The organism is Streptomyces sp. NPDC050433, assembly GCF_044458565.1.
Taxonomy (GTDB): Bacteria; Actinomycetota; Actinomycetes; order Streptomycetales; family Streptomycetaceae; genus Streptomyces.
Genome location: NZ_JBITIB010000005.1, coordinates 188,725 through 210,528, shown reverse-complemented (window position 1 = coordinate 210,528; position 21,804 = coordinate 188,725). Strand labels below are relative to the sequence as shown.

General features: G+C 69.5%; 23 protein-coding genes. 6 read left to right on the top strand and 17 right to left on the bottom strand.

Features of this window, described 5'->3' with window-relative positions; all coding sequences use genetic code 11:
- Positions 1-102: 102 nt before the first annotated feature.
- The 4 genes from ACIBLA_RS08920 to ACIBLA_RS08905 all read right to left on the bottom strand — a co-directional run bounded on the left by ACIBLA_RS08920 (position 103) and on the right by ACIBLA_RS08905 (position 4,103).
- Positions 103-1,356: a cytochrome P450 gene (locus ACIBLA_RS08920; RefSeq protein ID WP_399198201.1), complete on the bottom strand. Its 1,254-nt coding sequence runs from the start codon at positions 1,354-1,356 to the stop codon at positions 103-105.
- Positions 1,357-1,440: 84 nt separating this feature from the next.
- Positions 1,441-2,463 (bottom strand): helix-turn-helix domain-containing protein, encoded by a 1,023-nt coding sequence (locus tag ACIBLA_RS08915; protein ID WP_399198200.1) that lies wholly within the window; start codon positions 2,461-2,463, stop codon positions 1,441-1,443.
- Between the two features lie 549 nt (positions 2,464-3,012).
- A complete protein-coding gene (locus tag ACIBLA_RS08910) occupies positions 3,013-3,234 on the bottom strand; it encodes a DUF397 domain-containing protein (protein WP_399198199.1) in 222 nt (73 codons plus the stop codon).
- A gap of 14 nt (positions 3,235-3,248) precedes the next feature.
- Positions 3,249-4,103: a helix-turn-helix domain-containing protein gene (locus tag ACIBLA_RS08905; protein WP_399198198.1), complete on the bottom strand. Its 855-nt coding sequence runs from the start codon at positions 4,101-4,103 to the stop codon at positions 3,249-3,251.
- A gap of 175 nt (positions 4,104-4,278) precedes the next feature.
- Here ACIBLA_RS08905 and ACIBLA_RS08900 point away from each other — a divergent pair, with 175 nt between their 5' ends.
- A complete protein-coding gene (locus tag ACIBLA_RS08900; RefSeq protein ID WP_399198197.1) occupies positions 4,279-4,596 on the top strand; it encodes a hypothetical protein in 318 nt (105 codons plus the stop codon).
- 80 nt (positions 4,597-4,676) lie between these two features.
- On the opposite strand, the gene ACIBLA_RS08895 is transcribed toward ACIBLA_RS08900, so the two are convergent.
- The 3 genes from ACIBLA_RS08895 to ACIBLA_RS08885 are packed head-to-tail and all read right to left on the bottom strand — an operon-like array spanning position 4,677 to position 6,230.
- Positions 4,677-5,525, bottom strand: coding sequence for a helix-turn-helix domain-containing protein (locus tag ACIBLA_RS08895; protein WP_399198196.1), 849 nt, complete (start codon positions 5,523-5,525; stop codon positions 4,677-4,679).
- Complete coding sequence (locus ACIBLA_RS08890; protein WP_399198195.1) at positions 5,506-6,027, bottom strand: DUF6879 family protein; 522 nt, start codon at positions 6,025-6,027, stop codon at positions 5,506-5,508. Before ACIBLA_RS08890 ends, ACIBLA_RS08895 begins: the two co-directional genes overlap by 20 nt.
- Positions 6,027-6,230 carry a hypothetical protein gene (locus ACIBLA_RS08885; RefSeq protein ID WP_363243193.1) on the bottom strand — a complete coding sequence of 68 codons (204 nt, stop codon included), beginning with the start codon at positions 6,228-6,230 and terminating at the stop codon, positions 6,027-6,029. The genes ACIBLA_RS08890 and ACIBLA_RS08885 overlap by 1 nt, the downstream gene beginning before the upstream one ends.
- Positions 6,231-6,435: 205 nt before the next feature.
- On the opposite strand from ACIBLA_RS08885, the gene tgmA reads away from it, so the two are divergent.
- The 3 genes from tgmA (at position 6,436) to ACIBLA_RS08870 (ending at position 8,921) form a co-directional block, all read left to right on the top strand.
- Positions 6,436-6,699 carry a putative ATP-grasp-modified RiPP gene (tgmA, locus tag ACIBLA_RS08880; protein ID WP_399198194.1) on the top strand — a complete coding sequence of 88 codons (264 nt, stop codon included), beginning with the start codon at positions 6,436-6,438 and terminating at the stop codon, positions 6,697-6,699.
- Positions 6,699-7,652: an ATP-grasp ribosomal peptide maturase gene (gene tgmB / locus ACIBLA_RS08875; RefSeq protein WP_399198193.1), complete on the top strand. Its 954-nt coding sequence runs from the start codon at positions 6,699-6,701 to the stop codon at positions 7,650-7,652. Before tgmA ends, tgmB begins: the two co-directional genes overlap by 1 nt.
- Positions 7,653-7,892: 240 nt before the next feature.
- Positions 7,893-8,921 (top strand): WD40 repeat domain-containing protein, encoded by a 1,029-nt coding sequence (locus tag ACIBLA_RS08870; protein ID WP_399198192.1) that lies wholly within the window; start codon positions 7,893-7,895, stop codon positions 8,919-8,921.
- Positions 8,922-8,934: 13 nt separating this feature from the next.
- Here the strand turns inward: ACIBLA_RS08870 and ACIBLA_RS08865 are convergent, their stop codons facing one another.
- The 4 genes from ACIBLA_RS08865 to ACIBLA_RS08850 all read right to left on the bottom strand — a co-directional run bounded on the left by ACIBLA_RS08865 (position 8,935) and on the right by ACIBLA_RS08850 (position 12,190).
- Positions 8,935-9,921: a nucleoside triphosphate pyrophosphohydrolase gene (locus ACIBLA_RS08865; RefSeq protein ID WP_399198191.1), complete on the bottom strand. Its 987-nt coding sequence runs from the start codon at positions 9,919-9,921 to the stop codon at positions 8,935-8,937.
- 43 nt (positions 9,922-9,964) lie between these two features.
- Entirely contained in the window at positions 9,965-10,630 is a 666-nt protein-coding gene (locus ACIBLA_RS08860; RefSeq protein WP_363243197.1) for a SurA N-terminal domain-containing protein, read from the bottom strand.
- A 112-nt stretch (positions 10,631-10,742) separates the two neighbouring features.
- The gene (locus tag ACIBLA_RS08855; RefSeq protein ID WP_399198190.1) at positions 10,743-11,177 is read right to left on the bottom strand and encodes a GtrA family protein; all 435 of its coding nucleotides are present in this window, start codon (positions 11,175-11,177) and stop codon (positions 10,743-10,745) included.
- The gene (locus ACIBLA_RS08850; protein ID WP_363243199.1) at positions 11,174-12,190 is read right to left on the bottom strand and encodes a glycosyltransferase family 2 protein; all 1,017 of its coding nucleotides are present in this window, start codon (positions 12,188-12,190) and stop codon (positions 11,174-11,176) included. The genes ACIBLA_RS08855 and ACIBLA_RS08850 overlap by 4 nt, the downstream gene beginning before the upstream one ends.
- Before the next feature lie 124 nt (positions 12,191-12,314).
- On the opposite strand from ACIBLA_RS08850, the gene ACIBLA_RS08845 reads away from it, so the two are divergent.
- The gene (locus tag ACIBLA_RS08845) at positions 12,315-14,813 is read left to right on the top strand and encodes a YfhO family protein (RefSeq protein ID WP_399198189.1); all 2,499 of its coding nucleotides are present in this window, start codon (positions 12,315-12,317) and stop codon (positions 14,811-14,813) included.
- On the opposite strand, the gene ACIBLA_RS08840 is transcribed toward ACIBLA_RS08845, so the two are convergent.
- The 4 genes from ACIBLA_RS08840 to ACIBLA_RS08825 all read right to left on the bottom strand — a co-directional run bounded on the left by ACIBLA_RS08840 (position 14,754) and on the right by ACIBLA_RS08825 (position 19,385).
- A complete protein-coding gene (locus tag ACIBLA_RS08840; RefSeq protein ID WP_399198188.1) occupies positions 14,754-16,322 on the bottom strand; it encodes a protein kinase in 1,569 nt (522 codons plus the stop codon). The genes ACIBLA_RS08845 and ACIBLA_RS08840 overlap by 60 nt on opposite strands.
- Positions 16,319-16,954 (bottom strand): hypothetical protein, encoded by a 636-nt coding sequence (locus ACIBLA_RS08835; RefSeq protein ID WP_399198186.1) that lies wholly within the window; start codon positions 16,952-16,954, stop codon positions 16,319-16,321. The genes ACIBLA_RS08840 and ACIBLA_RS08835 overlap by 4 nt, the downstream gene beginning before the upstream one ends.
- A 115-nt stretch (positions 16,955-17,069) precedes the next feature.
- Positions 17,070-17,816, bottom strand: coding sequence for an N-acetyltransferase (locus tag ACIBLA_RS08830; RefSeq protein WP_399198185.1), 747 nt, complete (start codon positions 17,814-17,816; stop codon positions 17,070-17,072).
- 165 nt (positions 17,817-17,981) lie between these two features.
- Positions 17,982-19,385: a glycoside hydrolase family 6 protein gene (locus ACIBLA_RS08825; RefSeq protein WP_399198184.1), complete on the bottom strand. Its 1,404-nt coding sequence runs from the start codon at positions 19,383-19,385 to the stop codon at positions 17,982-17,984.
- A gap of 355 nt (positions 19,386-19,740) precedes the next feature.
- Here ACIBLA_RS08825 and ACIBLA_RS08820 point away from each other — a divergent pair, with 355 nt between their 5' ends.
- On the top strand, positions 19,741-20,688 hold the full coding sequence (locus tag ACIBLA_RS08820; RefSeq protein ID WP_363243206.1) for a lytic polysaccharide monooxygenase: 948 nt from the start codon (positions 19,741-19,743) through the stop codon (positions 20,686-20,688).
- Positions 20,689-20,739: 51 nt separating this feature from the next.
- On the opposite strand, the gene ACIBLA_RS08815 is transcribed toward ACIBLA_RS08820, so the two are convergent.
- Both ACIBLA_RS08815 and ACIBLA_RS08810 read right to left on the bottom strand, forming a co-directional pair.
- Positions 20,740-21,462, bottom strand: a complete 723-nt coding sequence (locus tag ACIBLA_RS08815; RefSeq protein ID WP_399198245.1) for an HNH endonuclease family protein — start codon at positions 21,460-21,462, stop codon at positions 20,740-20,742.
- 159 nt (positions 21,463-21,621) lie between these two features.
- Complete coding sequence (locus tag ACIBLA_RS08810) at positions 21,622-21,753, bottom strand: hypothetical protein (protein ID WP_399198183.1); 132 nt, start codon at positions 21,751-21,753, stop codon at positions 21,622-21,624.
- Between the last annotated feature and the right edge of the window lie 51 nt (positions 21,754-21,804).

Below are 21,804 nucleotides of genomic sequence, written 5' to 3'. Positions count from 1 at the left end.
TCCGTGAGACTGGTGAGACGGTCGTGAACGTAGCCGTACTCGAACGCCTGTCACAAGTCGATGCAGCGTAGATCACGTGAAAGTCACAGTGCTGACGTTTCGTCAGTCACTCACCGCTGTGAACCGCACCGGGAGCGTGCGCAGTCCACGCATGATCAACCCACCACGCCACCGCAATTCGGATGGATCGACCGCAAGTCGCAAGTCGGGCAGACGAGTCAGCAGCGTCCCGAGGGCGGTCTGCCCCTCCAGCCGGGCGAGCGGTGCGCCGAGACAGTAGTGGATGCCGTGGCCGTAGCCGAGGTGTTTGTTGTCACTACGCGACAGGTCGAGCCGGTCGGGATCGGCGAACCGGTCCGGATCGCGGTCGGCGGCGGCGAGTACGACGAGGACGGGGTCGCCCACCGCGACGCTCTGCCCGCCGAGTTGGACGGGCTCGGTGGCGTAGCGCCAGGTGGCCAGCTCCACCGGCCCGTCGTAACGCAGCAGTTCCTCGACGCCGGTCGCGAGCAGATCCGTCTCGCCGGCGCGGAGGGAGCGCTGAAGGCGCTCACGCTGGTCGGGGTGACGAAGTAGGGCATACACCCCGTTACCCACCAAATTCACGGTCGTTTCGAACCCCGCGAAGAGGAGGATGAACGCCATCGCGGCGGCCTCGTTCTCGGTGAGGTGCTCGCCGTGGTCGCTCGCGCGGATCAGACCGGAGATCAGATCGTCGCCGGGGTCGTCCCTTTTGCGGTGGATCAGTTCGGCGAGATACCCCCGCATCTTCTTCACGGACCGCGCGACACCACCGCGCGGCCCGCCACCGTGCCGGATCATCATCCCGGCCCAGTCGCGGAAGTCGTCCTGGTCCTCGCGCGGCACGCCGAGCAGATCGCAGATCGCGTAGATGGGCAGCGGAAAGGCGAAGTCATGGATCAGGTCGGCCTCCCACTTCGCCGCGAACGCGTCGATCAGACCGTCCGTCAACTCCTTTACGCGGGGCGCGAATTCGGCCACCCGCCGGGGTGTGAACGCCTGCGACACCAGCCGCCGCAGCCGGGTGTGGTCGGGCGGATCGATGTTCAGCAGATGCGTCATCAACTCCGCACCGCGCTCCCCCGGAATCCCCGTCTTCCCCTTGGCGTGCGCCTGCTCGGCGTGATGCACGGGATTCTTGGAGAGCCGCGGATCGGCGAGCGCCCGCTTGGCGTCCACGTACCGGGTCACGAGCCACGCGTCGACCCCGCTCGGCAGCGTCGTCCGCCGCACGGGCGCGTGCTCGCGCAGCCAGGCGTACGCGGGGTAGGGGTCGGTGGCGAACTCCCAGGTGAAGAGTTCGGGCGCGTCGGTCCCGGAGGGCAGGTCGTGCATGGCCCGACAGTAACCGGCCCGGTCTGAGAGCCGGCCGTCGCGGGCTGCCGGTCCGTCGGGGGGTCGGGCCGTCGGGCCGTCGGCTCAGACCACCGTGCCCGTGGCATCCTCCTCGGCCTTGCGCATGGCGGTGCGCAGCACGGAAGCGCCCGTGGGTGTGAGGGTATGCAGCACGCTGGGGCCGTTGCGGACCGTGGTGACCAGTCCCGCGTCGCGTAACACGGTGGCGTGTCTGCTGGCGGAGGAGGCGGAGACCCCGGCGGCACGGGCGATCTCGCCGGTCGTGGCACCGGCGGACGCCGCGTGCAGGGCAACTGCCCTGGCGCGCCCGAGCAGGTTGGTCAGGGACTGCTCGGGGTCGTCGCCCAGGGAGCGGGCTTCGGGCTCGTGGAGCAGCGAGTACCAGACCACGGGCGGCAGCTTCGGGTCGGCGAAGGCGACCGGCTCGCCCCAGTTGAAGTACGAGGGGACGAGGGTGAGTCCCCGGCCGTTCAGATACAGGTCCCGGTCTTCCGCCTGCCTGGGGTAGGAGACCTCCAGGACGGGCGGGTGCCAGCGCAGCATGGGCCCGAGTCCCGCGAGCATGCCCTCAACCCCGCCGTCGAGAAGCCCTCGGCAGCGTGCCGCGCGCTCGGCCTCGATACGCGCCTGCACCTGCTCCTTGTGCGGGACGACGACAGCCTCGTAGTACGCGCGCAGCATCCCCACGAACTCCTTGCGCGTCTCCGGTCCGGCCAGTTGCCCGGCCCACGCGGGTGCTCCGACGGTCCGGTCGAGGATGGCCATCTCCGTCATGACGCGTTGCGGAGGCGTGGCCAGAATCGACTCCAGTCCCGCGTCCGGGCCGTCCACGGCTTCGACAGGAGTGAGAAAGTCCGGGTAGTACGCGGCCCTTGGGTACAACGGCAGCAGGACACTCCGCAGGACCCGCCCCAGCCCCGCCTCCCGCAGTTGCTGCCGTGCTGTGCGGTGCCAGTCGGCGTAGGCCCACCGTCCCTTCCGGGACTGGAACCGGTGCAGACTCGCGGCGATCTCGAAGAGAGGATCAGGAGCGGAGGCAAGACGGGTCCTGGCCAGATCCACTTCCGTGAAGTGAATGCGGAGCATCTTGTCCCCCGTTGCTCGGATCTTGCGCCGCAGCGCACCGGTGCCGGGTCGGCGCGGGTCGGTCGACCGATCCTAGGAAGCTGCGATCAAGATGCGATAAACAGGGATTCAACGCGTATGTGGTTCAGGTCGGATGGAGGGTCCTTCCGTACGGGAGTACGGCGGTGTCCGGACCAGGTGCCTACGGCGCGGGCGTTCAGAAGCGCGCTCGATGGCGGTAGCAGATTCGCAGTCCGCGCTCAGTGGCGGCAACGCACTTGAGCCTCACCGCAAAAGCCGGGTTCAGGAGCCGTATCCGGATACCTGGTGGGGATACGGCGTCATGAGGTGGGATGGGCTGTCGTGAGAGCTGTTGAGCGGATCAAGAACGGAATGCGGGCCTCGGCCCGTTGGGTTCGTCGGCATCGGACCGGGACAGGGCTGGCCGCGGGGATACCGGGGGTGCCGACCTCACCGACGCGCGTGAGATGACCGCCGACCAGCTGTCGGGCACGCTGCTGACCGAGGAGACCTGCCTGCCACCACCGACGGCGTGGCTGGATTGAACCGTTACGGCGCAGAGGTGTCCGCACCCGTGTCGGCGAAGTGGTCGAACTCCCCTGCCTTGACGCCGAGGATGAAGGCGCGGAGCTTTTCGGGAGTCGTGGTGACGATGGTGTCGGGCTCGTCGCTCTCTTGGATCTTGATGGAGCCGTCGTCAGCCGCCGCGAGGTAGACACAGCCGTTCGCCTCGGCGCTGAACGAGGACTTCTGCCAGTGGAGGGCAGGCATGCATGTTCCCCTTCTCACAAGTCTGCGGCGACCCGGCGGATCAGATCCCGGGACTTCGATGGTTCGAGGCTACAACTCTCCATACGGTCCAGAACCGTCCGGTACTTCACCAGATGCGGCTGGGTATCGAGGAACCCGGCCCCGTGATCGGTGTCGAGTTGAACCGTGTCCAAAGCGGGGACAGCCCCAGCCATGTAGTAGATGCCCGTTCCGGCGCTGGGGAACGTGCCAGCGCCGAACGGAATCGCCAGAATGGTGACGTGCTCGAAGTCGCTCACGTCGAGCAGATGTTTCAACTGCGCGCGAGCTACCTCCGGGCCACCGAAGCCCATGCGCAAGGCGGCCTCATGAAGGATTGCTGTTAGCGGCGTCGGATTCTCCCCGTACAGCACCACCTGCCGTTTGATCCGGTAGGAGACGCGGTGCTCCACCTCGTGCGGGGCAAACGCCGGTACGGCGTCGCTAATGACAGCGTGCGCGTGCGCCCTGGTCTGGAGCAGCCCCGGCAGATGGACCACCGACGACGTGCGCATCGACGTCGTGTGGTGCTCCAGCTCCGCCAGATCGATCGTGTCCGGCGGCAGCATGTCGCGGTACTCGTCCCACCACCCGCGCGTCCGCCCGCCGGTCATCGCCGTGAGCGCTTCGATGTATGCCTCGTCCGTGCAGCTGTAGCTACGGGCGAGCGCCCGGACACGATCGGCGCCGACCGCGTACCGCCCCGACTCGATGCTGCTGATGCGGGGTTGGGATGAACCGTCGAGCACCCCGGCCTGAGCGGTGGTGAGGTCTGCCTGTTGGCGGAGCCTGCGCAGCTCATTACCCAGGCGCCGCTGCCGCACTGTGGCTGGTAGCACTTTCGGTGACATTCTTCTACCTCACCCATATGGATGTTCCGCTCAAGATTAGTAGATGAATCATAGCGTCCACAGCTACGGTGTGAAGCACGCCACTTCAACTGGCCGCGCCTCGCGGCGCCTTACTCGCCATGCCCAACCACATCGGCCGGGCAGGCGTCACCCTCCCTACAGACAGGGGAAATCCATGACGACCGTAGCGCCGCAGAGCCCTGCCCCGGAGCCGTTCGACTTCGCGCGGGAGGTGTACGAACTCGTACGTGACACCGCTCCCCGCCTCTTCGCGGTCGTGGAGGAGTACCGCCCAGGCACGGAGGACGCCGACGCCTTCGTCGTCGCGTGGGGACTCGCGTACGCGGACGACAGCGCCGAGGTCATCGCGGTCGAGGGACACCGGCGTTGGCAACTCGCCGCCGCTGAACACATCGTGCGGTACTTCGGCCGGGCCGAAGACCTGTCCGCCCGCCTCGTCTGGCTCGCTGGCACCGAGGCGTACGCCGCCTGACCAACTCCCCTGCCCGGCAGGACGCGTGAACGCGCCTGGTGCACCGCAGGATTGTGCGCACAGTCCTCGCCGAACCAGCCCTACAGGCTCGCCAGTACCGTGGCGACGAGTTGGCGCGCGGCATGGCCGTAGACGGCCTCGCGTTGCAGTTGGTCGAACATCGCCACGTACAGCCCGATCTCCTGCGGTCTGGTGACTTTGATCGCGGCCGTGGGTGTCTCCAGGGCGACGGCATTGTTGTCGAAGATCCAGAATCCGATGGTGCCGATGGCCCGCCGCTGGACGTCGGTCGGGATGATTCCGACGGACACGAAGGGCAGACGCATGAGCGACAGCAGATGGGTCAGTTGTTCGGCGTGGTCGGAGGGGGTGCCTCGGCGGGTGCGGAGTGCTTGTTCGCCGAGGACCACCATGATGCGGTTGGCCGGGCGCAGGGCGACGGCGGTGCGTTCGGCCTTCATGGCCACGGTGGCGTCGGCGTCGTCGGGCGCGTTGAGGAACGCGTACCAGACAGCGAGCATCTGCCGGATGTATGTCTCCGTCTGGAAGATGCCGGGTATCACGATCGGCTCGTGGATGCGGAAGACCGACGTCTGCCGGTAGGTGGCGATGGAGTGCAGGTCGCCGAGGCGTCTCATGCCCGCCCGGGACTGCCTCGACCATTCCAGATACGCCGACTCGACCGACTGGGCGGTCGCGATCAGGTCGGGTGCCTGGTCGTCGGCACCGCACGCGGTGCACCAGTCACGGATATTGCGTTCAGTCGGCGCCTGGATCCCGTTCTCGATGCGGCTGACGCGGGTCACATGCTGGGAGGTGGCGTCGGCCACCGCCTTGCCCGTCAGTCCTGCGGCTTTGCGGAGCTGACGAAGCCGGGCGCCGAGTTCCTTGCGCGACTGGGTGACGGAACTACTTGGGTCGGTATTCATGGAACGGCGTTGCCTGGTCCCAGACGGTCTCGAATGCCTGTCGGCATGTTGCGACTGTCCGTACGTCCTCGGTGATTTCGAACGAGGCGTTGGTCCCGTCGCCGGCGTAGTGGAGAAACAGTACGAGTTCGTCATCGAAGACGTAGAAGTCGCCGCTCCCCGGGAGTGGCACCGTCGCGAGCCCTGGGCGGCCCAGATAGCGGATGTCCTCGCCCGCGCCGAGGAGCACCTCGGCATGACTCATCGTCCATCGCTGGTAGTCGCTGACGGGTTCGGACACAACCCGGGCCCGGCGGCACGTCCGGCCTGCGGCACGGTGGCCACGCAGCATCTCCAACCACCAGTCGAGCCAGCCGAAATCGTCGGGCTCACCGCGGCGCCACTTCGCCATGTGGGGAAGCTCGACCTCGGTGCCGTACGCGTCTCGGGTCTCCAGGTGCACGAACGACTTCTTGATGCCCCTGCACAAAGCGTTGAGTTCGTCGTAACCGACCGGACGCATCACTGCTTCTCACGGAAGAACGGGATCATCCGATCCGGGATCTCCACGCACGTCTCACCGTCCGGGATGGTCATCGCGGCGAGCGCGTCGGGGTCGGTGACCACCCAGCCCTGCACGACCCAGGACCCCCGGTCGGTGCGGTAGAGCGTCGGCGAACCGCTGGGCTCGGAGTCGGGATCTTTGGCGACGAGAGTGAGTTCCACGCCGGCCTCCCCTGCGGGACATTGCGGAAACTTGCAGTGAGAGCAGCCTTACGGAGAGTGGCCCTTCAGTCAATCCGCATGTTTCTGCAACTCCCTGGTAGGGGGCCTTCCTTGCCACCTACGTTGCGTCGGGAGGGTCCATCCGCCCGCGCAGAGAGATCACCTGTCCGAGCCGCGAACCACGATGACGGGGAGAAGTCACGCCATGCTCAATGAGACCCAGGAAAGTGCCGTACCTGATCTGCCGTGGGGGCTGACCCGGATGCGGCCGTTCCCTCCCGGAGAGCCGTTCCCCTGCACCACGATCGTGCTGAACCCCGAAACACAGATGGGGCAGTGGCTTGACGAGGACGGCGTACCCGTACCGATGGGTGGAAAGCACCAGAAGCCTTCGACGGCGAGGGAAACGAAACCGAAAACCAGCCTGGACGGCAATGCGGATGAAGGCACCGACCAGGAGACCGACTGATGCCGGAGGCCGACTGCGAGCCAACTGTCCTGGTTGTCACGAAGGTTGACGATTTCACCGCTGATCTGGTCATCGAGAAACTGAACGAACGCCACGTGGCTGTGGCCCGGTTGGATCCCGGCGAATTCCCGGCCGGAGTGACGTTGAACGCGGTTCTGGGCGAGACCGGACTCAGTGGCAGCGCGCGTACCGCGACCCGTCGTATCCGTCTCGACAGAGTTCGTTCGGTGTACTGGCGGCGACCCGGCACGTACTCAGGCGCGAAGGAGATGTCGGCGCACCACGCGGGCTGGTGCGCGGATCAGGCCCGGTACGGGCTCGGTGGAGTTCTGGGGGCACTTCCCGGTGCCCACTACGTCAATCACCCGTGGCGCAACCGCGACGCCGAACACAAACCCGCCCAACTAGCCACCGCGGCAAGGTGCGGGCTGTCCGTACCTCCGACGCTGCTCACCAACGACCGTGGGCGAGCCCGGCAATTCGCGACGGAGTACGGACCGGTCTTCTACAAGCCTGTCTGGAACTCCGACCACCTCACCGACGACGGCAGGGCGCGCACCGTTTGGGTCGAGGAGGTGAGCCCGTCGGAGATCGACGCAGGCGTAGCCTCCACAGTCCATCTGTTCCAGCAGCGTGTGGACAAGGTCGCCGACGTTCGACTGACGGTGGTGGGCAATCAGCTGTTCGCGGTACGCATCGACGGGGCGCCGGGCCTGGACTGGCGCCGGGACTATGAGTCGCTGTCCTACACCCTGATCGATACGCCGACGGAGGTCGCCGGCGGAGTCCGGGCCTATCTGGCGGCCTTCGGTCTGGTCTTCGGGGCCTTCGACTTCGGCCTTGATCGCGTGGGGCGCTGGTGGATGTACGAGTGCAACCCCAACGGACAATGGGCGTGGTTTCCCGACGGTGGCTCGGCCACGGGAGCCCGGCGCTGTACGACTACGGCATGACCGTGGAGCCCCACCGGCAGTACGTGTGGTGCGCGGACCCGGTCACGGGCCCGAGGTGGCCGGTCGGTTGGCCGAGAGGCCGGCGGGGCGGGGGCGTGCCCGGCATTGGTCGCCCCTCGGTCGTGCTTCCCGCCAACCTTGCCGCCCCACAACCTGCTCCAACTCTTTGAGGAACCAGGCCAGTTCGCCCGCCTTGACCATGAACGCCGGTTGTCAGAGGCGGGAATTACCCTCTGGCGCATGACAGACGCACTGCTGCTGACCCGCGCGATCCCCTCCGCCCACCCGATCAGGAACCTCGCGGTCACCGAGGTGGCGGGTGGCCCACTCATCGTCTGTGCCGACTGGGTCGGGCATGTGTGGACCTGGAATCCGGCGCAGGATACCTGGCTGAAGCGGCCGCTGGCCTTCGCCTGTGGCGACGATCCGGCCGCCGCCCGGTACCCGGACGCCACGAACGAGATCGACTCGCTGGCCGTCGGCGTGCACGGCGGACGCGTGGTGCTCGTGGCGGGTGGCGACGAACAGGGCGTGGCTGCCTGGGACTTGGAGAGCGGTCGGCTCATCCGGGGTACGACGTTCGAGGCGGCCTACACGGCGGACGTGGCGGCGATGAAGGGGGCGGGCACCTCGTTCTTCGTCACGGCCGAGCAGTACTCCGAGGAGGTCGCGCTGTGGAAGCCGGTCGCAGGGGAGCCCGTACTGGGCCCCCCGGTGCTGGTGGACACCGTCTCCGGGGTACGGAGTGTGGCCGCCGCGTGGATCGACGGACGCGGGCTGATCGCCGCGGGCGGCGACGGCGGCGTCGAGCTGTGGGACCTGCCGTACACGACGCGTGCGGCCTTGTTCTCCACGTACGACGACGAGAGCGTCCTCGCGGTCGCCCCCGCCGCCCGGCCCGGCGGGGGAGCGCTCGCGGTGGCGGGGGTCGACACCGGCGAGGTGTACGTGTGGGAGGTGCCGGCCGACGAGGCGGACGCGTACGAGGACGAGGCTCTGCACGACCCGCTCGGCGGTCACGAGGGGCCCGTCAACGCCGTCGACACCTGTACGGTCGGCGGCCGGGCGCTCGCCGTGACCGGTGGCGAGGACGAGACCGTACGGGTGTGGGACCTCGTGGCCGGCACCCCGATCGCAGACCCGCTCCTCGGTCACCGCGCCCAGGTCGAGACCGTGCTGACCATCGAGCTCCACGGCCGACAGGTCGCCGTCAGCGCGGGCCGCGACGGTGTGCTGCACGTCTGGGACCTCGCCGCCCTGCTCAAATGACGAGCCTGGGTGTCTACCCCCTGGCCTCCGACTCCGCCGCACGGATCGCATCGCGGTACGTGCGCGCCGCCGCCCGCAGTGCGGACTCCGGGTCGGTGCCTGACGCTTCCGCGCGGGCCGCCAGGGCGAGGAGTTCGTAGCCGATGCCCTCGCCCTGCGGGAGCGGGACGTCCAGCGGGGCGGCGGCGACGCGCGAGGCGAGTTTGGCCGCCAGGGCGAGGGCCGGCTGGGCCAGGGGGACGCCGTCCGTGACCGAGTCGCGCTGCTTCTCCGCCGCCTTGGTGCGCAGCCAGTGCGCGTGGACGTCGGCCGGGGTCTCGGCCGTCTCGTCGCCGAAGACATGGGGGTGGCGGTGGATGAGCTTCTCGACGATCGTCGCCGCGACGTCGTCGATCGAGAAGGGCTCTTCCTCTTCCTCCGCGATACGGGCGTGGAAGACGACCTGGAGCAGTACGTCGCCCAGCTCCTCCCGCAGTTCGTCGCGGTCGCCGCTCTCGATCGCCTCGACCAGTTCGTAGGCCTCCTCGATCGCGTACTTGGCGAGGCCCTGGTGCGTCTGGGTGGACGACCACGGGCATTCGGCGCGGATACGGTCCATGACCTGGACGAGGTCCAGGAGCCGGGCGCCCGGCAGGTCGTACGAGCCGGGGAGCAGTTCCAGGTCGGGCATCTGGACGCGGCCCGAGCCCGCCAGGCGGGAGAGGCCGTCGGTGAGGGCCTGGTCGCCCTCACCGGAGGGCAGGACCACGACCGTACGGCCGCCGGCGCAGGCCGCGACCAGTTCCTGCGCGGTGGGCGCGGCCTGTTCGACAGTGACGCCCGCCTCGCGGAGATACGGCAGCTGCGGATGCGCGGCGTCCGCGCACAGGACCTGGTCGGCCGTGTGCAGCGTCTGCCAGGCGGGCCAGGACAGCACGCCGGGCGCGACCCGGTGGCTGACGGTCAGCAGGACGATACGGCCGGGGTCGGCGGCGGGTTCTACGGCGGGTTCTTCAGTCACCGAAGCAACCTACCCCCCGGCCGCCGGCCCGCCGCCGGGGCGGTCACGCCCCGGTCGGGATCTGCTCCTGCTCCGGCGGGGCTTCCTTGGTGACCTGGGTGAGCCAGGGCGTCTTCGCCTCGCCGAGCCTGACCTGCTTGATGTCCCACGCGCCGTAGCGCGGGTTGACGTCGATGCCCAGCTCCTCGGACGTCTTGACCAGCACGGCGAGGACCTTCTGCTGGCCCTCCGGCGTGCTGGTGTTCGCACCGAGCGACTGCGCCAGCTTCCCCATCAGCACCTCGCGGCGGATCGCGGTGTCGATCTGGTCCGGGGTGAGCGCGCCCTGCTGGAGCAGCAGCTCCGCCAGCTTGGCCTCGCCGCCGGACTGCTGGGCCGCCGCCTGCCGGGTGGTCTGGATCTCCTTGCGGGACGCCGTCACGCCCGCGTCGTCCGCGGCCTTCTGCAGGATCTCGTCGAAGATCATGCTGTTGAGCTTGGCCTGGCTGAGCTGGGCGGTGTTCTTGATGAGTTCGGCCGCCTGCGGGGACGCCTCCTGCGCGTCGCGTACCTCCCGGACCTGGCCCTGCAGCGTGGACACCTCGATGCGCTCACCGCCGACGACGGCCGCGGCCCCGGGATGGGCGTCGTTGCCGCAGGCGGTGAGGAGCGGGGCCGCTGCGAGGAGCGCGGCTGAGAGTGTGAGCGCTGTGCGACGGCGGCGGTGCAAGGGGTGCCTCCTGGATCGTGAAAACGACCGTGCGTTGATCGATGTTAGGCAGTGGCAGCGGATCCGATCCAGTCGGCCGGGCTTTTTGCGAAAACTTCGCCGGGGACGCCTGCTATCCCGTCCGATGTCCCGTCCGCTGTCCGACCGGCGCCGACTCCGGTGCCGGGCGGTCCGCGGCGTCGGGGCGCAGCATGATCGTGCGGGAGACGACGAACGTGATCGGGATCGCCGCCGCGGCGGCGATCAGCGGCGCGTATCGGCTGCTGAAGTGCAGCACGTCGACCAGCAGATAGACGCCGGAGGTGGTGATGGTGAAGTTCGCCGCGTTGGTGAGCGGGAACAGCAGGAACTTCCGCCAGGTCGGCCGGGTGCGGTAGGTGAAGCGGGAGTTGAGGAAGAAAGAGCCGATCATGCTGAGTACGAAGGCGGCGACATGTGCCGCGACGTACGGGAGCCAGGTCAGCAGCACCAGATAGCAGCCGTAGTACGTACCGGTGTTGACGACCCCGACGAGCGCGAATCGGATCAGCTGGCCCCGGACCGTCATCTGCCTACGAGCTCCTGCTTCTGCTCCTGGTCCAGCGGCTGGTCCTGCTCCTGCGCCGCTGTCGCGAGCGGGCGGCGCGGGCGGTCCACGTCGGTCGCCGCCACCAGATAGTGGGGGCGCCGCTTCACCTCGTAATAGATGCGGCCGACGTACTCGCCGACGACTCCCACCATCACCATCTGCACCCCCGACAGGGCCGTGACGGCCACCAGAAGTGTGACATAGCCGGGGGTGTCGACCCCGTTCACCACCGCGACGCCGACAATCCACGCCGCGTACAGGGAGGCGAGAGACAGCAGCACAAGTCCGAGGTAGAGCGCGGCCCGCAGCGGTTTGTTGTTGAACGAGAGCATGCCGTCGAGGCCGTAGTTGAGCAGCTTTCCGAAGCTCCACTTGGAACGGCCCTGCTCGCGCACGGCGTTCTCGTACTCGAAGGTGGTCGAGCGGAAACCGACCCAGGCGAAGATTCCCTTGGAGAAGCGGTTGTACTCGGCGAGGCCGAGCACCGCGTCGACCGCGCGGCGCGAGAGCAGCCGGAAGTCCCCTACGCCGTCGACCAGTTCCACGTCGATCAGCCGGTTGATCAGCCGGTAGTAGGCGCGGGCCGCCAGGGTGCGGGTGACGCGGTCGCCCGTGCGGGTACGGCGGGCGATGACCTGCTCGTACCCCTCCTCGTAGAGGGAGAGCATGCGGCGGACCAGCTCCGGTGGGTGCTGGAGGTCCGCGTCCATGATGACGACGGCCTCGCCCTTCGCGTACTGGAGGCCGGCGAGCATCGCGGCCTCCTTACCGAAGTTGCGGCTGAAGGAGACGTAACGGGTGCGGGAGTCGGCCGCGGCGATTCTCTCCAACCGCTCCAGAGTGGCGTCCCGGCTTCCGTCATCCACGTAGACCAACTCGAATTCATGCCCGAGTTCCCCTTCGAGCAGGGCGAGTTGATCGGTCACATGGTCGTGGAAGCGGTCGACGATCTCCTCTTCGTTGAAGCACGGGACCACTATCGAGATCAGCACCGTAGAACGACATCCCATGGCAATGTCACCGATGCGGTCCACACATGAATTACAAGAGGCGATCACATGAACTGGAGGGCTAACAGCTCTTTTGTCAGGATCCGGGCTGACATATTCGATCACTATGCCGAGCACTCCGCCGACCCTGGAATCCGTACGTGGCCGGGCAGCCGCGTTCGCCGCCCTCGTCACCGTGACCGCCGTCTGCGCGGGTGACGTGGTGGCCCGGAGCTTCCCGTTCGGCTCCGGCACCCGCAGCGTCAATGACCTGGGCAATCAGTTCGTCCCGTTCCACGCCAAGCTGTGGGACCTGCTGCACGGGCGCGGGGACGGCGGGCTGCTGCTCAACTGGCAGTCCGGGTACGGCACCGCGTTCCTGCCCGACCTCGGCACCTATCTGACCAGTCCGTTCGCCCTGCTGGTCGGGCTCTTTCCACGGGACCGGATCGATCTCGCCGTGTACGTGATCACCGTGCTCAAGATGGCGGCTGCGGGCGCCGCGATGGCGTGGCTGCTCCTGGCGATGGCGAAGAAGCGCGGCGATACGGCGCCGGGGCGGGGCGCGGCGCCGTGGTGGGTCGCCGGGGTGCTCGGTGCCACGTACGCCCTCTGCGGCTGGTCCGTCATCGAGGCGTCGTACAACCCGATGTGGCTCGACGGGCTGATCGCCTTCCCCATGCTCTGCCTGGTCGGCGAGTGGGTACGGGCCGGCCGCAGGCCGGTCCTCGGCCCGCTCGTCGTCGCCCTCGCGTGGGTCGCCAACTTCTACACCGCGTACATGGCGACCCTCGGCGCCGTGCTCGTCCTCTGCGTCCAACTCCTGCTGGGCGAGAGGGCGATGCGGGAGCGGGTACGCGTCCTGGTGCGCGGCGCGGTCACGGTACTGCTCGGGATCGGGCTCGCGGCGCCCGTGCTGCTGCCGGTGGTGATGGGGACGGGACACGCGTATCCGGGCTGGACGACGGAGTTCAAAGCGGCGGGCTGGAGCGAGGTGTTCGCGCGGGCGCTGCCCGCGACGTACGACTTCTTCACACCCGCCGTCTTCCTGGGTGGCGGCGCTCTGCTCCTCGCCGCCGTGCTGCCGTTCAACGGCGCCGTGCCCAGGCGCGAGCGCCTGGCGTGGGCGGGGCTCGCGGGCGTGGTCGCGCTCTCCTTGCAGTGGGGGCCGACGCATCTGGTGTGGCACGCCTTCGCGACGCCCAACGGCAGCCCGTTCCGGCAGACGTTCGTGCTGTCCGGGCTGCTGGTGATCGCGGCCTGGCAGTGTCTGGCGTACGGCTGGCCGGGCCGCCGGGCGCTGCTCGGCGGCAGCGGGGTGCTGGCCGCGGTCGGGCTCGTCGCCGCCACCGACGCGCTGACCGGGCGGCGCGCCCTCGCGCTCTTCGTGTGCGGGCTCGCGGCGGCCGTGGCGGCGCTGCTGCTGGTACGGCTCCCCCGGCGCCGGTACGCGGCCCTCGCCGCCCTGCTGCTCGTGGGCGGGCTGGCGGGGCAGGCGGCGGCGACCACCGCGTACGCCGACCGGGCACGGCTCGACCGGCTCGACCACTACCCGGCCTGGGGCGAGGCGCACGACGAGCGCGCCGCCGCGCTCGCCGAGGTCGACGGGTGGCCGCGCTACCGCACCGATCCGGGGCGCACCCAGATCACCGCGAACGATCCGCTGCTGCTGGGCGGGCAGGGCTCCTCCTACTACAGCAGCCACACGCCCGAGGTGCTGACGCGCACGCTCGGCGCGCTGGGCGCCGGCTGGACGTCGAACGGGCGGGCGGTGCAGAGCCTGGACAGTCCGGTCGTGGACGCCGTGTTCGCGGTCGGCGCGCGCTTCCGTACGGAGGCGGACGACGGGTCCACGGACGGGGCGCCGGTGCTGAGCCGGGCCGAGGTGCCGCCGCTGGTGACCGTACGGCCGCCGGAGCGGACGCGACCGCACTACGGGCGCTCGCCCTTCCGCAACCAGGAGTTGCTGCTCGGCTCGGGCGTCTACTCCGCCCCCGTGGCGGGCTCCTGCCCGGCCGGCCGCGAGGTCTTCCTCTGGGCGCCCGACTACTACGGCACCGCCCGGCTCGGCGACGCCCCGCCGGTCATGCTGCGCGGCGACAAGCCCCGCTGGCGCGCGGCCGTGACATCGCTCGGGATCGCCGAACGCGCCGGTGAGCGCGTCACGTTCGACCGCGAGGCGCCGTCCACACGCACGGTGGCCTGCCTCGACCGGACGCGGCTCGCCGCCGCCGTGGACCGGCTGACCAGGACCGGCGCGGTGTCCGTGCGGGTCTCGGACCATGGCGTACGGGCCCAACTGCCGCCCGGCAGCACGGGAACGGCCGTCATCGCCGCGCCCCGTATCGCCGGCTGGAGCTGCGGAGGGCGGCCGGCCGATTCGTCCCTGGGCCTGGTCGCCGTCCCGCTGGACCCGGACGGCACGACCACCTCGGTCGACTGCTCCTTCCGGCCGCCGGGGCTGCGTTCGGGCGCCGCCGTGGGAGGAGCGTCGCTGCTCGTGCTGCTGGGCATCGCCGTGCTCTCCGTACGGAGGCGGCGTCGCGAACGGCGGGGTCCGGGGGAGCTACCTGTGCCGGGTGGTGCCGCCCCGGAGCTGCTGCCTGCGGTCGAGCCCGCGCCGTAGTTCGATGGGCAGCGGATGGTACGGGCCGTACGCCCGCTCCGCGTCGTACAGCAGATACTGCAACTGCTGCTGCGCCCCCGCGTGGTCGCCGACCGCGAGCAGCAGATGCCCGATGCGGTGTCTGATGTCGAAGGCGCGTGACTGGTCGGCGCCCGGCTGCCCGGCGCCTTCGTAATAAGGCAGCACCGTGCGGTACTCGTCCAGCGCCGCGCCCGCCTCGCCGAGCTGTTCGAGGCACTGCGCGGCGTCGTAACGGAACTGGAGCGTCTGCGGGTCGCCGGGGCCGGCCTCGGCCGCGCGGTCGTCGGCGAGGCGGCGCAGCTCGGGCAGGGCGCGGCGGTACTGGCCGTCGTCCATCAGCGTCGTCGCGTACTGCTTGCGCAGGATGCGGACGACCGGGGAGCGTTCGCCGTGTTCGGCCGCCGCGGCGGGGAGGATCCCGCCGAGGATGTCCACGGCCTGGGTGATGCTGCCCTCGCCGAGGAGGCGCTTGGCCTCGTCCACGGCGGCGGCGACGTCGGGGCGTTGGGCGGGGACGTTCCGCGGCGTCGGCAGGGGCGCGGGCGGCGGCGCGGTGGCGCGGTCGGGCCAGGGCGCGTGCGGGCGCAGGAACGGGCGGGTCGGGTCGAGCGGTGTGCCGGCCTGGCCGGAGTGCGGCGCGCCGACGACGCCGCGCGTGGGGAGCAGCGGGGCGAGTGCCTCGTACACCTCCTGCGCTCCGGCGGGCCTGTGCTGCGGGTCCTTGGCGAGCAGACGCAGGACGATCGCCTCCAGCGTCTCGGGGATCTCCGGGCGGATCCGGCGGACCGGCATGGGCGGCTCGTACAGATGCCGGTGCAGGACGCCGAGGGCGGTCGCGCCGGGGAACGGGACGTTGCCGCTGAGGAGTTCGTGGAGGACCACGCCGAGTGCGTAGAGGTCGGTGTACGGGCCGACGGCGCCGCCCATCACCTGCTCGGGGGCCATGTAGGCGGGGCTGCCGATGACCGATCCGGTGTGGGTGAGGCGGGTGGTGTCGGTGTCGATGACGGAGGCGACGCCGAGGTCGAGCACGAGGACCGTGCCGTCGGGCTGGACCATCACGTTCCGCGGCTTGAGGTCACGGTGCACGATGGGGACCGCGTGTACGGCGGCGAGGACGCCGCAGAGCTGGGCGGCGATCGAGGCCGCCCACTGCCACGGGTAGGGGGCGTGGCCGGTGAAGTGGGCGGCGAGGTCGGTGCCTTCGACGTACTGCATGACCAGGTACAGCTCGTCGCCGTCGCTGCCCGCGTCGTGCACGGTGACCAGACCGGGATGGTTGACCTGGGCGGTGACGCGGCATTCGCGGATGAACCGGCGGCGCAGGTCCTCGGCGGCGGTGTCGGCGGCCATCTTGTCGGGGCGCAGCAGTTTCACGGCCACGCGGCGGCCGAGGCGCTGGTCGTACGCCGTCCAGACCTGGCCCATGCCGCCCTGGCCGATGAGGCCGGCCATCTCGTAACGGCCCGCGACGACGCGGGCGTTCACCGCCTGTCGCCGTCGCCGCCGTCGCCGCCGTCGCGGCTGTCCCGGCTGTCCCGGCTGTCCCTGCGGAGGAGGTCGCTCAGCTCGTCCAGCTCGGCGCGCACCTGGTCGATCCGGGGCTGCGGCTGCTGGGGCTGCGGCTGCTGCGGCTGGGGCTGCCGGCCCTGCGGCTGCTGGGCCTGGGGGCCGGCCACGGGCCGGGTCGGACCGCCGTATCCGTAACCGGAGTTGGCGGGCGGCCGGTACCCCGGCGTCACCGACGGCGGGTAGTAGCCCGCGTACCGCGCCGCGTGGCCCCGGTAGTGCTTGAAGTCCGCGTACAGGTAGTAGGCGATGGCGGCGGCACCGGTCATCAACATGCCGAACATGCCGGTGTTGCCCGCGGGGCTGCTGAAGTCGTCGGTGTTGTCCTGCGCGAGGAAGCCGACCCACAGCACGTTGAGGGCCACATTCCCCACGAACAGCGACCAGTTCAGGGCGGACCGGGTCACGATCGCCACCCGCAGGGTGGCCGCCCACGCGAGGAAGCCGCAGGTCAGCACCGGCATCGCCACAAAGATCACTCGCAGGAAGGCGAGCGTCCCCGGCGTGGGTGTGCCGCTCGGCGGAGGCTGCGCTATTCCGGGGCCGTGCATGCTGCTCCTGACAGGCCAGGGGGACGTCTGCGAAAGCGTACCGAGGGTATACAGCGGCACCGCCGCCGAACCCCGTCGCGTGGATCCCCCTGCCCCCGTACCTGTCCCTCATCGCTCAGATCCGGTGGCGCACCCACACGTTGGGTTCGACGTAGACACCGTATCCGCGTGCGGCCTCGCAGTGCACGGGCACGAGCGCTTCGGGTACGACGACGGGCCCGTCGGTGTCGAACGGGAGCCCCGTCCACTCGCGCCACTGGGCGACCGATCCGGAGATCGTCATGGAGGCGGGCGCCACCGACTCGATGACGCCGCCCGCGCGGACGTGGACGCGCAGCCAGGGGTCGTACGGCAGCCCGTCCTCGTCCCGCACGCGGAACGCGTACTCGTCCATCGCGGTGTGCGGCTCCTCGTGCTTGGCGCTGGGCCGCACCGGAGCGAAGAGTTCGGCGAAACCGCGGCTTCCGGCGTTCGCGCGCATCGCCGCCAGCATCTTGCCGGACAGGCCCTGCCCCTGCCGGCCGGTGGCGACCGTGATCTCGACGGCGCCGACGGTGTCGGGCTTCCTGCCGTGGCGCAGATCGGAGAACGCCCACAGGAGTTCCTGGTCCCAGCCGGTGGCCGGCAACGTCTCGCGCCCCTCGGTGTGGAGTTGGAAGGGGACGCTGAAGGCGCGGGCCACGACGGTCCCTTCCTCGTCGGTGCCGACGAGGACGTACTCGGGCAGCTCGGCGACGATCCGGCCGATGTTCGCCCAGCCCACCGGGTCGTGGAGCATGAAGGCGGGCCAGGTGTCGAGCATCCGCCACATCGGACCGACGAGATCGGGACGTTCGGCGAGGGTGGTGACGGTCAGTTCCATACGGGCACGTTAACGGCATGCGGCCCGGCGCCCCACTGATTTGGTACGGCCTCCGGGACGGGGAGGCCGTCGGCTCGGGAAGGGTGTGGGCCAAGTCGGAGACCGGGCCCGCACCCGCCCGCTTTCACGCCGCGATACGGATATCGCAACTGCTCAGGGCGTCGGTCAGAGCGCCGGGTAGGCGTTCCTCATGAGCTCCTGGAACTGGGCCGGGAACCAGTGGCCGGAGAGCGGCGCGTCCGGCAGGGCGCCGGACATGTTGTTCCCGTTGAGGGGGTTACCGGTGTACGTCGGGTCGCACATCCGGTCGAAGCCCTTGCCCTCGTCGTTCTCGATCACCTTGCTGGCGCCGTCCGACTCACCCGGGGGCTTGACCCAGACGTACGCGTCGATACCGGGTGCCGGGGCCGCCTGGGGCCGTGCGCCGAGACCGGCGCCCTTCTGGTTGCACCAGTTGCCCAGGTGGATCCGGCGGTCGGTGCGGCCTCCGTTGACGTACGTGTCCGAGGTGGTCTTCGGGCCCGCGGCGGTCGGCCGGGCCGCTCCGCCCCAGCCGTTGCGGGAGGTGTCGATCAGCATGCCGACGTCCGAGGAGAAGCCTTCCTTCTGGACCTCGGTGCGGAACGCCTGGGCGAACGACTGCTCGTCCACGTAGCGGTTCCAGTCGATCCACTTGGACTTTTCGCGGATCGGACCGTCGTTGGCGGTATCGCCGATCTTGAAGAACGGCTCCGTGGTGGCGCCGTAGTTCGCGGTGTTGGCGATGAAGCCGTGCACGTTGGCCAGTGTGCTGCCCTCGGCCTTCGCGGCCTCGGCGATCTGCTTCGCGGAGGCGTTGAAGTTGTCGTCCCAGCCGATCCAGCCGTGGTGACCCGCGTCGACGTAGTTGTACGCGTTCGGGATCGCGCCCAGCTTGGCCAGCGCGTAGCCGACACCCTTGACGTAGTTTCCGTTCGCCTTCATCGTGTCGCAGTTCGGGACCGCGGTCGGGCGGGGCGAGACGTTGGTGACCAGGTTCGGCAGCGAGTCGATCTCGACGATGTTCACGATGCGCAGGTTGGCGTAGGCCGGCTTGGCCAGGATCGCCGCGATCGGGTCGATGTACTCGCTCTTGTACCGGGGGAGATCCGTCTGGCCGAGCTCGCCGTTCGAGGCGAGGGCGGAACAGTCACGGCCGGGCAAGTTGTAGATGACCAGCTGGATCGTCTGCGCGCCCTGGCTGACGGCCCTGTTGAGGTGGGCCTCCAGGCCCATTCCGCCGGCCACACCCTTGATCGCGGCGATGCGGTCGAGCCACACGGCGGTGGGCTGGTTGGAGATCCTGCTGCCGCCGGGTTCGGCCGCGGCCTTCGCGGACCACAGCGGGTTCACGTACACCTTGGCACCCGCGTACGGGTTGTCCACGCGGGCGGCGGCCTTTGCGGAGGCCTTTGCGGACGCGGAGGCGGGGGTGGTGGTGAGCTGGGTGACCGCGCCGCCGGTGAGCAGCATCGCGCCGACGGTGAGAGCGACCAGGCCGCGGCGGACTCGTCGTTGGGGTAAGGCGACTGAGGTGGTGAGGGGTGTCATGTGCGAACTACCTCCGGAGGATTGGGATCTTCACCCCTAGGGGGGAAGACGTGCGCTTTGCCCGGTTCAGTTGCACGTTCTTAACGATGGGAGCGCTCCCATCGTCAAGCCTTGACCAAGACCTGTCAATGCTTGGACGCGACGAGGCCATTTACTAGTCCACCCCCGCGCGCTACGTTGCCGATGGGAGCGCTCCCATCACCCCCCATCAACCCCCACCATCCACGCCAGACCCTCTGTCAGGTCGATCGCCGGGCCCGAACGGTCGGCTCCCGCAGCATGGGGCGACGCCCACGACAGGTCCCGGCCGATCGGTCAGTGCTCGAAAGAGAACCTTCACGAAGGAGACCAACTCATGGCCATCAACTCGGTCCGTGCCCGGCGCACGCTGGCCCTAGCCGGGGCCGCGGGCGTTGTCGCCGCGGTGCTGTCCGTGCCGTCCCCGGCATCGGCGCACGGCGTCAGCATCATGCCCGGCTCGCGGACCAACCTGTGCTACAAGGACCTGCTCCAGAACGGCTCGACCCAGATGCCGTCCAACCCCGCCTGCGCCGACGCGGTCCGGCAGACCGGTACCACCCCGCTGTACAACTGGTTCGCCGTTCTGGACTCCAACGCCGGTGGCAGGGGCGCGGGTTACGTCCCGGACGGGAAGCTGTGCAGCGCGGGCGACCGCAGCCCGTACAACTTCTCCGCGTACAACGCGGTCCGCACCGACTGGCCGAAGACGCACCTGACCTCGGGCGCGAACATCCAGCTCAAGTACAGCAACTGGGCCGCCCATCCGGGCAAGTTCGAGGTGTACCTCACCAAGAGCGGGTGGAGCCCGACCAAGGCCCTCGCGTGGGGCGACCTGGAGCACCTTCAGACGGTGACCAACCCGCCGCAGAACGGTGGTGTGGGCACGGAGGGAGGCCACTACTACTGGAACCTCCAGTTACCGCAACGGAGCGGTCAGCACATGCTCTTCGTCCAGTGGATCCGTTCGGACAGCCAGGAGAACTTCTTCTCCTGCTCCGATGTCGTCTTCGACGGCGGCAGCGGTGAGGTCACCGGTCTGGCGGGCGGCGAGCGGTCGGCCGCCGAGGTCGAGGCGCTCGGGGCGGACGTCGAGAACACCAAGGCCGACCCGATCCACGCCGCCGGACACACCGAACAGGCCGCGGCCGGTGAGAAGCTGGCAGCCTCCAGCAACGAATCGGCCGTCGCCGTGCCCGCGGTAGTGGCGGGCCTGGGGGCAGTCGTCTTCGCCAGTGGCGCGATGGTCTTCAACCGGGGCCGCCGGGCCAAGCAGCACGGCTGACGGCCGAGGACCCCGGCGGCACCACCGGGGTCCTCTCACCGTTCACGTCGTTCACGTCGCACCGCACTGCCGCAGCATCATCTGTTTGTCCGGGGCCGTCACCGGCATGTCGTAGCTGAGGGCCGCCTGCGCGAAGCGGACCGCGTAGGCACACCTGATCTCTCTGCTCGGCGGCAGCCAGGACGCGGGGCCGGAGTCCCCCTTGGCGCTGTTGGCGCGCCCCTCGACCGGGATCAGATTCAGCGCGTCGTTCGCGAACCGCTCGCGCTTGCTCTCCGGCCAGCGCGCCGAACCCAGCTGCCAGCTGTACGACAACGGCACCACATGGTCTATCTGGACGGCGGTCGCCTGCTTCTTCTTCCAGGCGATGGACTTGCCGGTGTACGGGTCGTGCAGCGTCATCGAGACGATCACGCAGTCGGAGCCGGACTTGAACTCGATGTCCTGGCCGTCGCGTTTCAGCAGGTCGTTGCGGGTGTCACAGCCGTTGCCCGCGAACGGGACGCCATCGGCCGTGTCCATCCACGCGTAGCCGAACTCGTCCCGGTCGTAACCGGTCTTGGGCCCGCGCCCCTTCACCTCCAGCTCGCCGACGAGCTCGCGGGCCGCCGCCTTCTCCGCGCCCGTGGTGAGGGGCGCGAGGCCGGGCGCGGTGCCGTCCGTGTTCTTGAGCGGGCTGGTCGCCCGCCCGTCCGGCGCGCTGCCGTCCGTATCGGCGGAATCGACGGCGTCGCACCCCGCGAGCAGCGAGGCTGCGCACGCCACGACAAGCAGAGGGAGGAGGGGGCGCGCGGCCAAGGGCGGGCGGGCGGTACGCGGGGACGTACATCTGAAAGCGTTCACGAACCCAGGATCGTCGCCAGGAACTCCCCCGTCCACGACAGCAGTTCGGGGATGGGGCGCTTGAGCCGCATCCCCGCCACCAGCGGAAGCTCAGCTCGGCGATTTGGCGGCGAGTTCTGGTGTCAGCAGAGTGAACCCGCACGTGCACAGGACGCCCGACGGCTCGAAGGCTCCGACAGCGAAGCAGATGACGCCGGCGGCGAGCAGGAGTGCGGCGGGCACGCGGCGCAGGTACGCGCTCCTCCGGGACTCCGGCTTCGCCGGCTCCCTCCG

What these genes read in the sequence shown, in the direction of transcription:
- ACIBLA_RS08825 (WP_399198184.1), bottom strand. Translation starts at nt 19,385, where the DNA reads ATGACACCCCTCACCACCTCAGTCGCCTTACCCCAACGACGAGTCCGC.
- ACIBLA_RS08855 (WP_399198190.1), bottom strand. Translation starts at nt 11,177, where the DNA reads ATGACGGTCCGGGGCCAGCTGATCCGATTCGCGCTCGTCGGGGTCGTC.
- ACIBLA_RS08830 (WP_399198185.1), bottom strand. Translation starts at nt 17,816, where the DNA reads ATGGAACTGACCGTCACCACCCTCGCCGAACGTCCCGATCTCGTCGGT.
- ACIBLA_RS08915 (WP_399198200.1), bottom strand. Translation starts at nt 2,463, where the DNA reads ATGCTCCGCATTCACTTCACGGAAGTGGATCTGGCCAGGACCCGTCTT.
- ACIBLA_RS08890 (WP_399198195.1), bottom strand. Translation starts at nt 6,027, where the DNA reads ATGCGTCCGGTCGGTTACGACGAACTCAACGCTTTGTGCAGGGGCATC.
- ACIBLA_RS08895 (WP_399198196.1), bottom strand. Translation starts at nt 5,525, where the DNA reads ATGAATACCGACCCAAGTAGTTCCGTCACCCAGTCGCGCAAGGAACTC.
- ACIBLA_RS08870 (WP_399198192.1), top strand. Translation starts at nt 7,893, where the DNA reads ATGACAGACGCACTGCTGCTGACCCGCGCGATCCCCTCCGCCCACCCG.
- tgmA (WP_399198194.1), top strand. Translation starts at nt 6,436, where the DNA reads ATGCTCAATGAGACCCAGGAAAGTGCCGTACCTGATCTGCCGTGGGGG.
- ACIBLA_RS08920 (WP_399198201.1), bottom strand. Translation starts at nt 1,356, where the DNA reads ATGCACGACCTGCCCTCCGGGACCGACGCGCCCGAACTCTTCACCTGG.
- ACIBLA_RS08820 (WP_363243206.1), top strand. Translation starts at nt 19,741, where the DNA reads ATGGCCATCAACTCGGTCCGTGCCCGGCGCACGCTGGCCCTAGCCGGG.
- tgmB (WP_399198193.1), top strand. Translation starts at nt 6,699, where the DNA reads ATGCCGGAGGCCGACTGCGAGCCAACTGTCCTGGTTGTCACGAAGGTT.
- ACIBLA_RS08835 (WP_399198186.1), bottom strand. Translation starts at nt 16,954, where the DNA reads ATGCACGGCCCCGGAATAGCGCAGCCTCCGCCGAGCGGCACACCCACG.
- ACIBLA_RS08900 (WP_399198197.1), top strand. Translation starts at nt 4,279, where the DNA reads ATGACGACCGTAGCGCCGCAGAGCCCTGCCCCGGAGCCGTTCGACTTC.
- ACIBLA_RS08910 (WP_399198199.1), bottom strand. Translation starts at nt 3,234, where the DNA reads ATGCCTGCCCTCCACTGGCAGAAGTCCTCGTTCAGCGCCGAGGCGAAC.
- ACIBLA_RS08845 (WP_399198189.1), top strand. Translation starts at nt 12,315, where the DNA reads ATGCCGAGCACTCCGCCGACCCTGGAATCCGTACGTGGCCGGGCAGCC.
- ACIBLA_RS08905 (WP_399198198.1), bottom strand. Translation starts at nt 4,103, where the DNA reads ATGTCACCGAAAGTGCTACCAGCCACAGTGCGGCAGCGGCGCCTGGGT.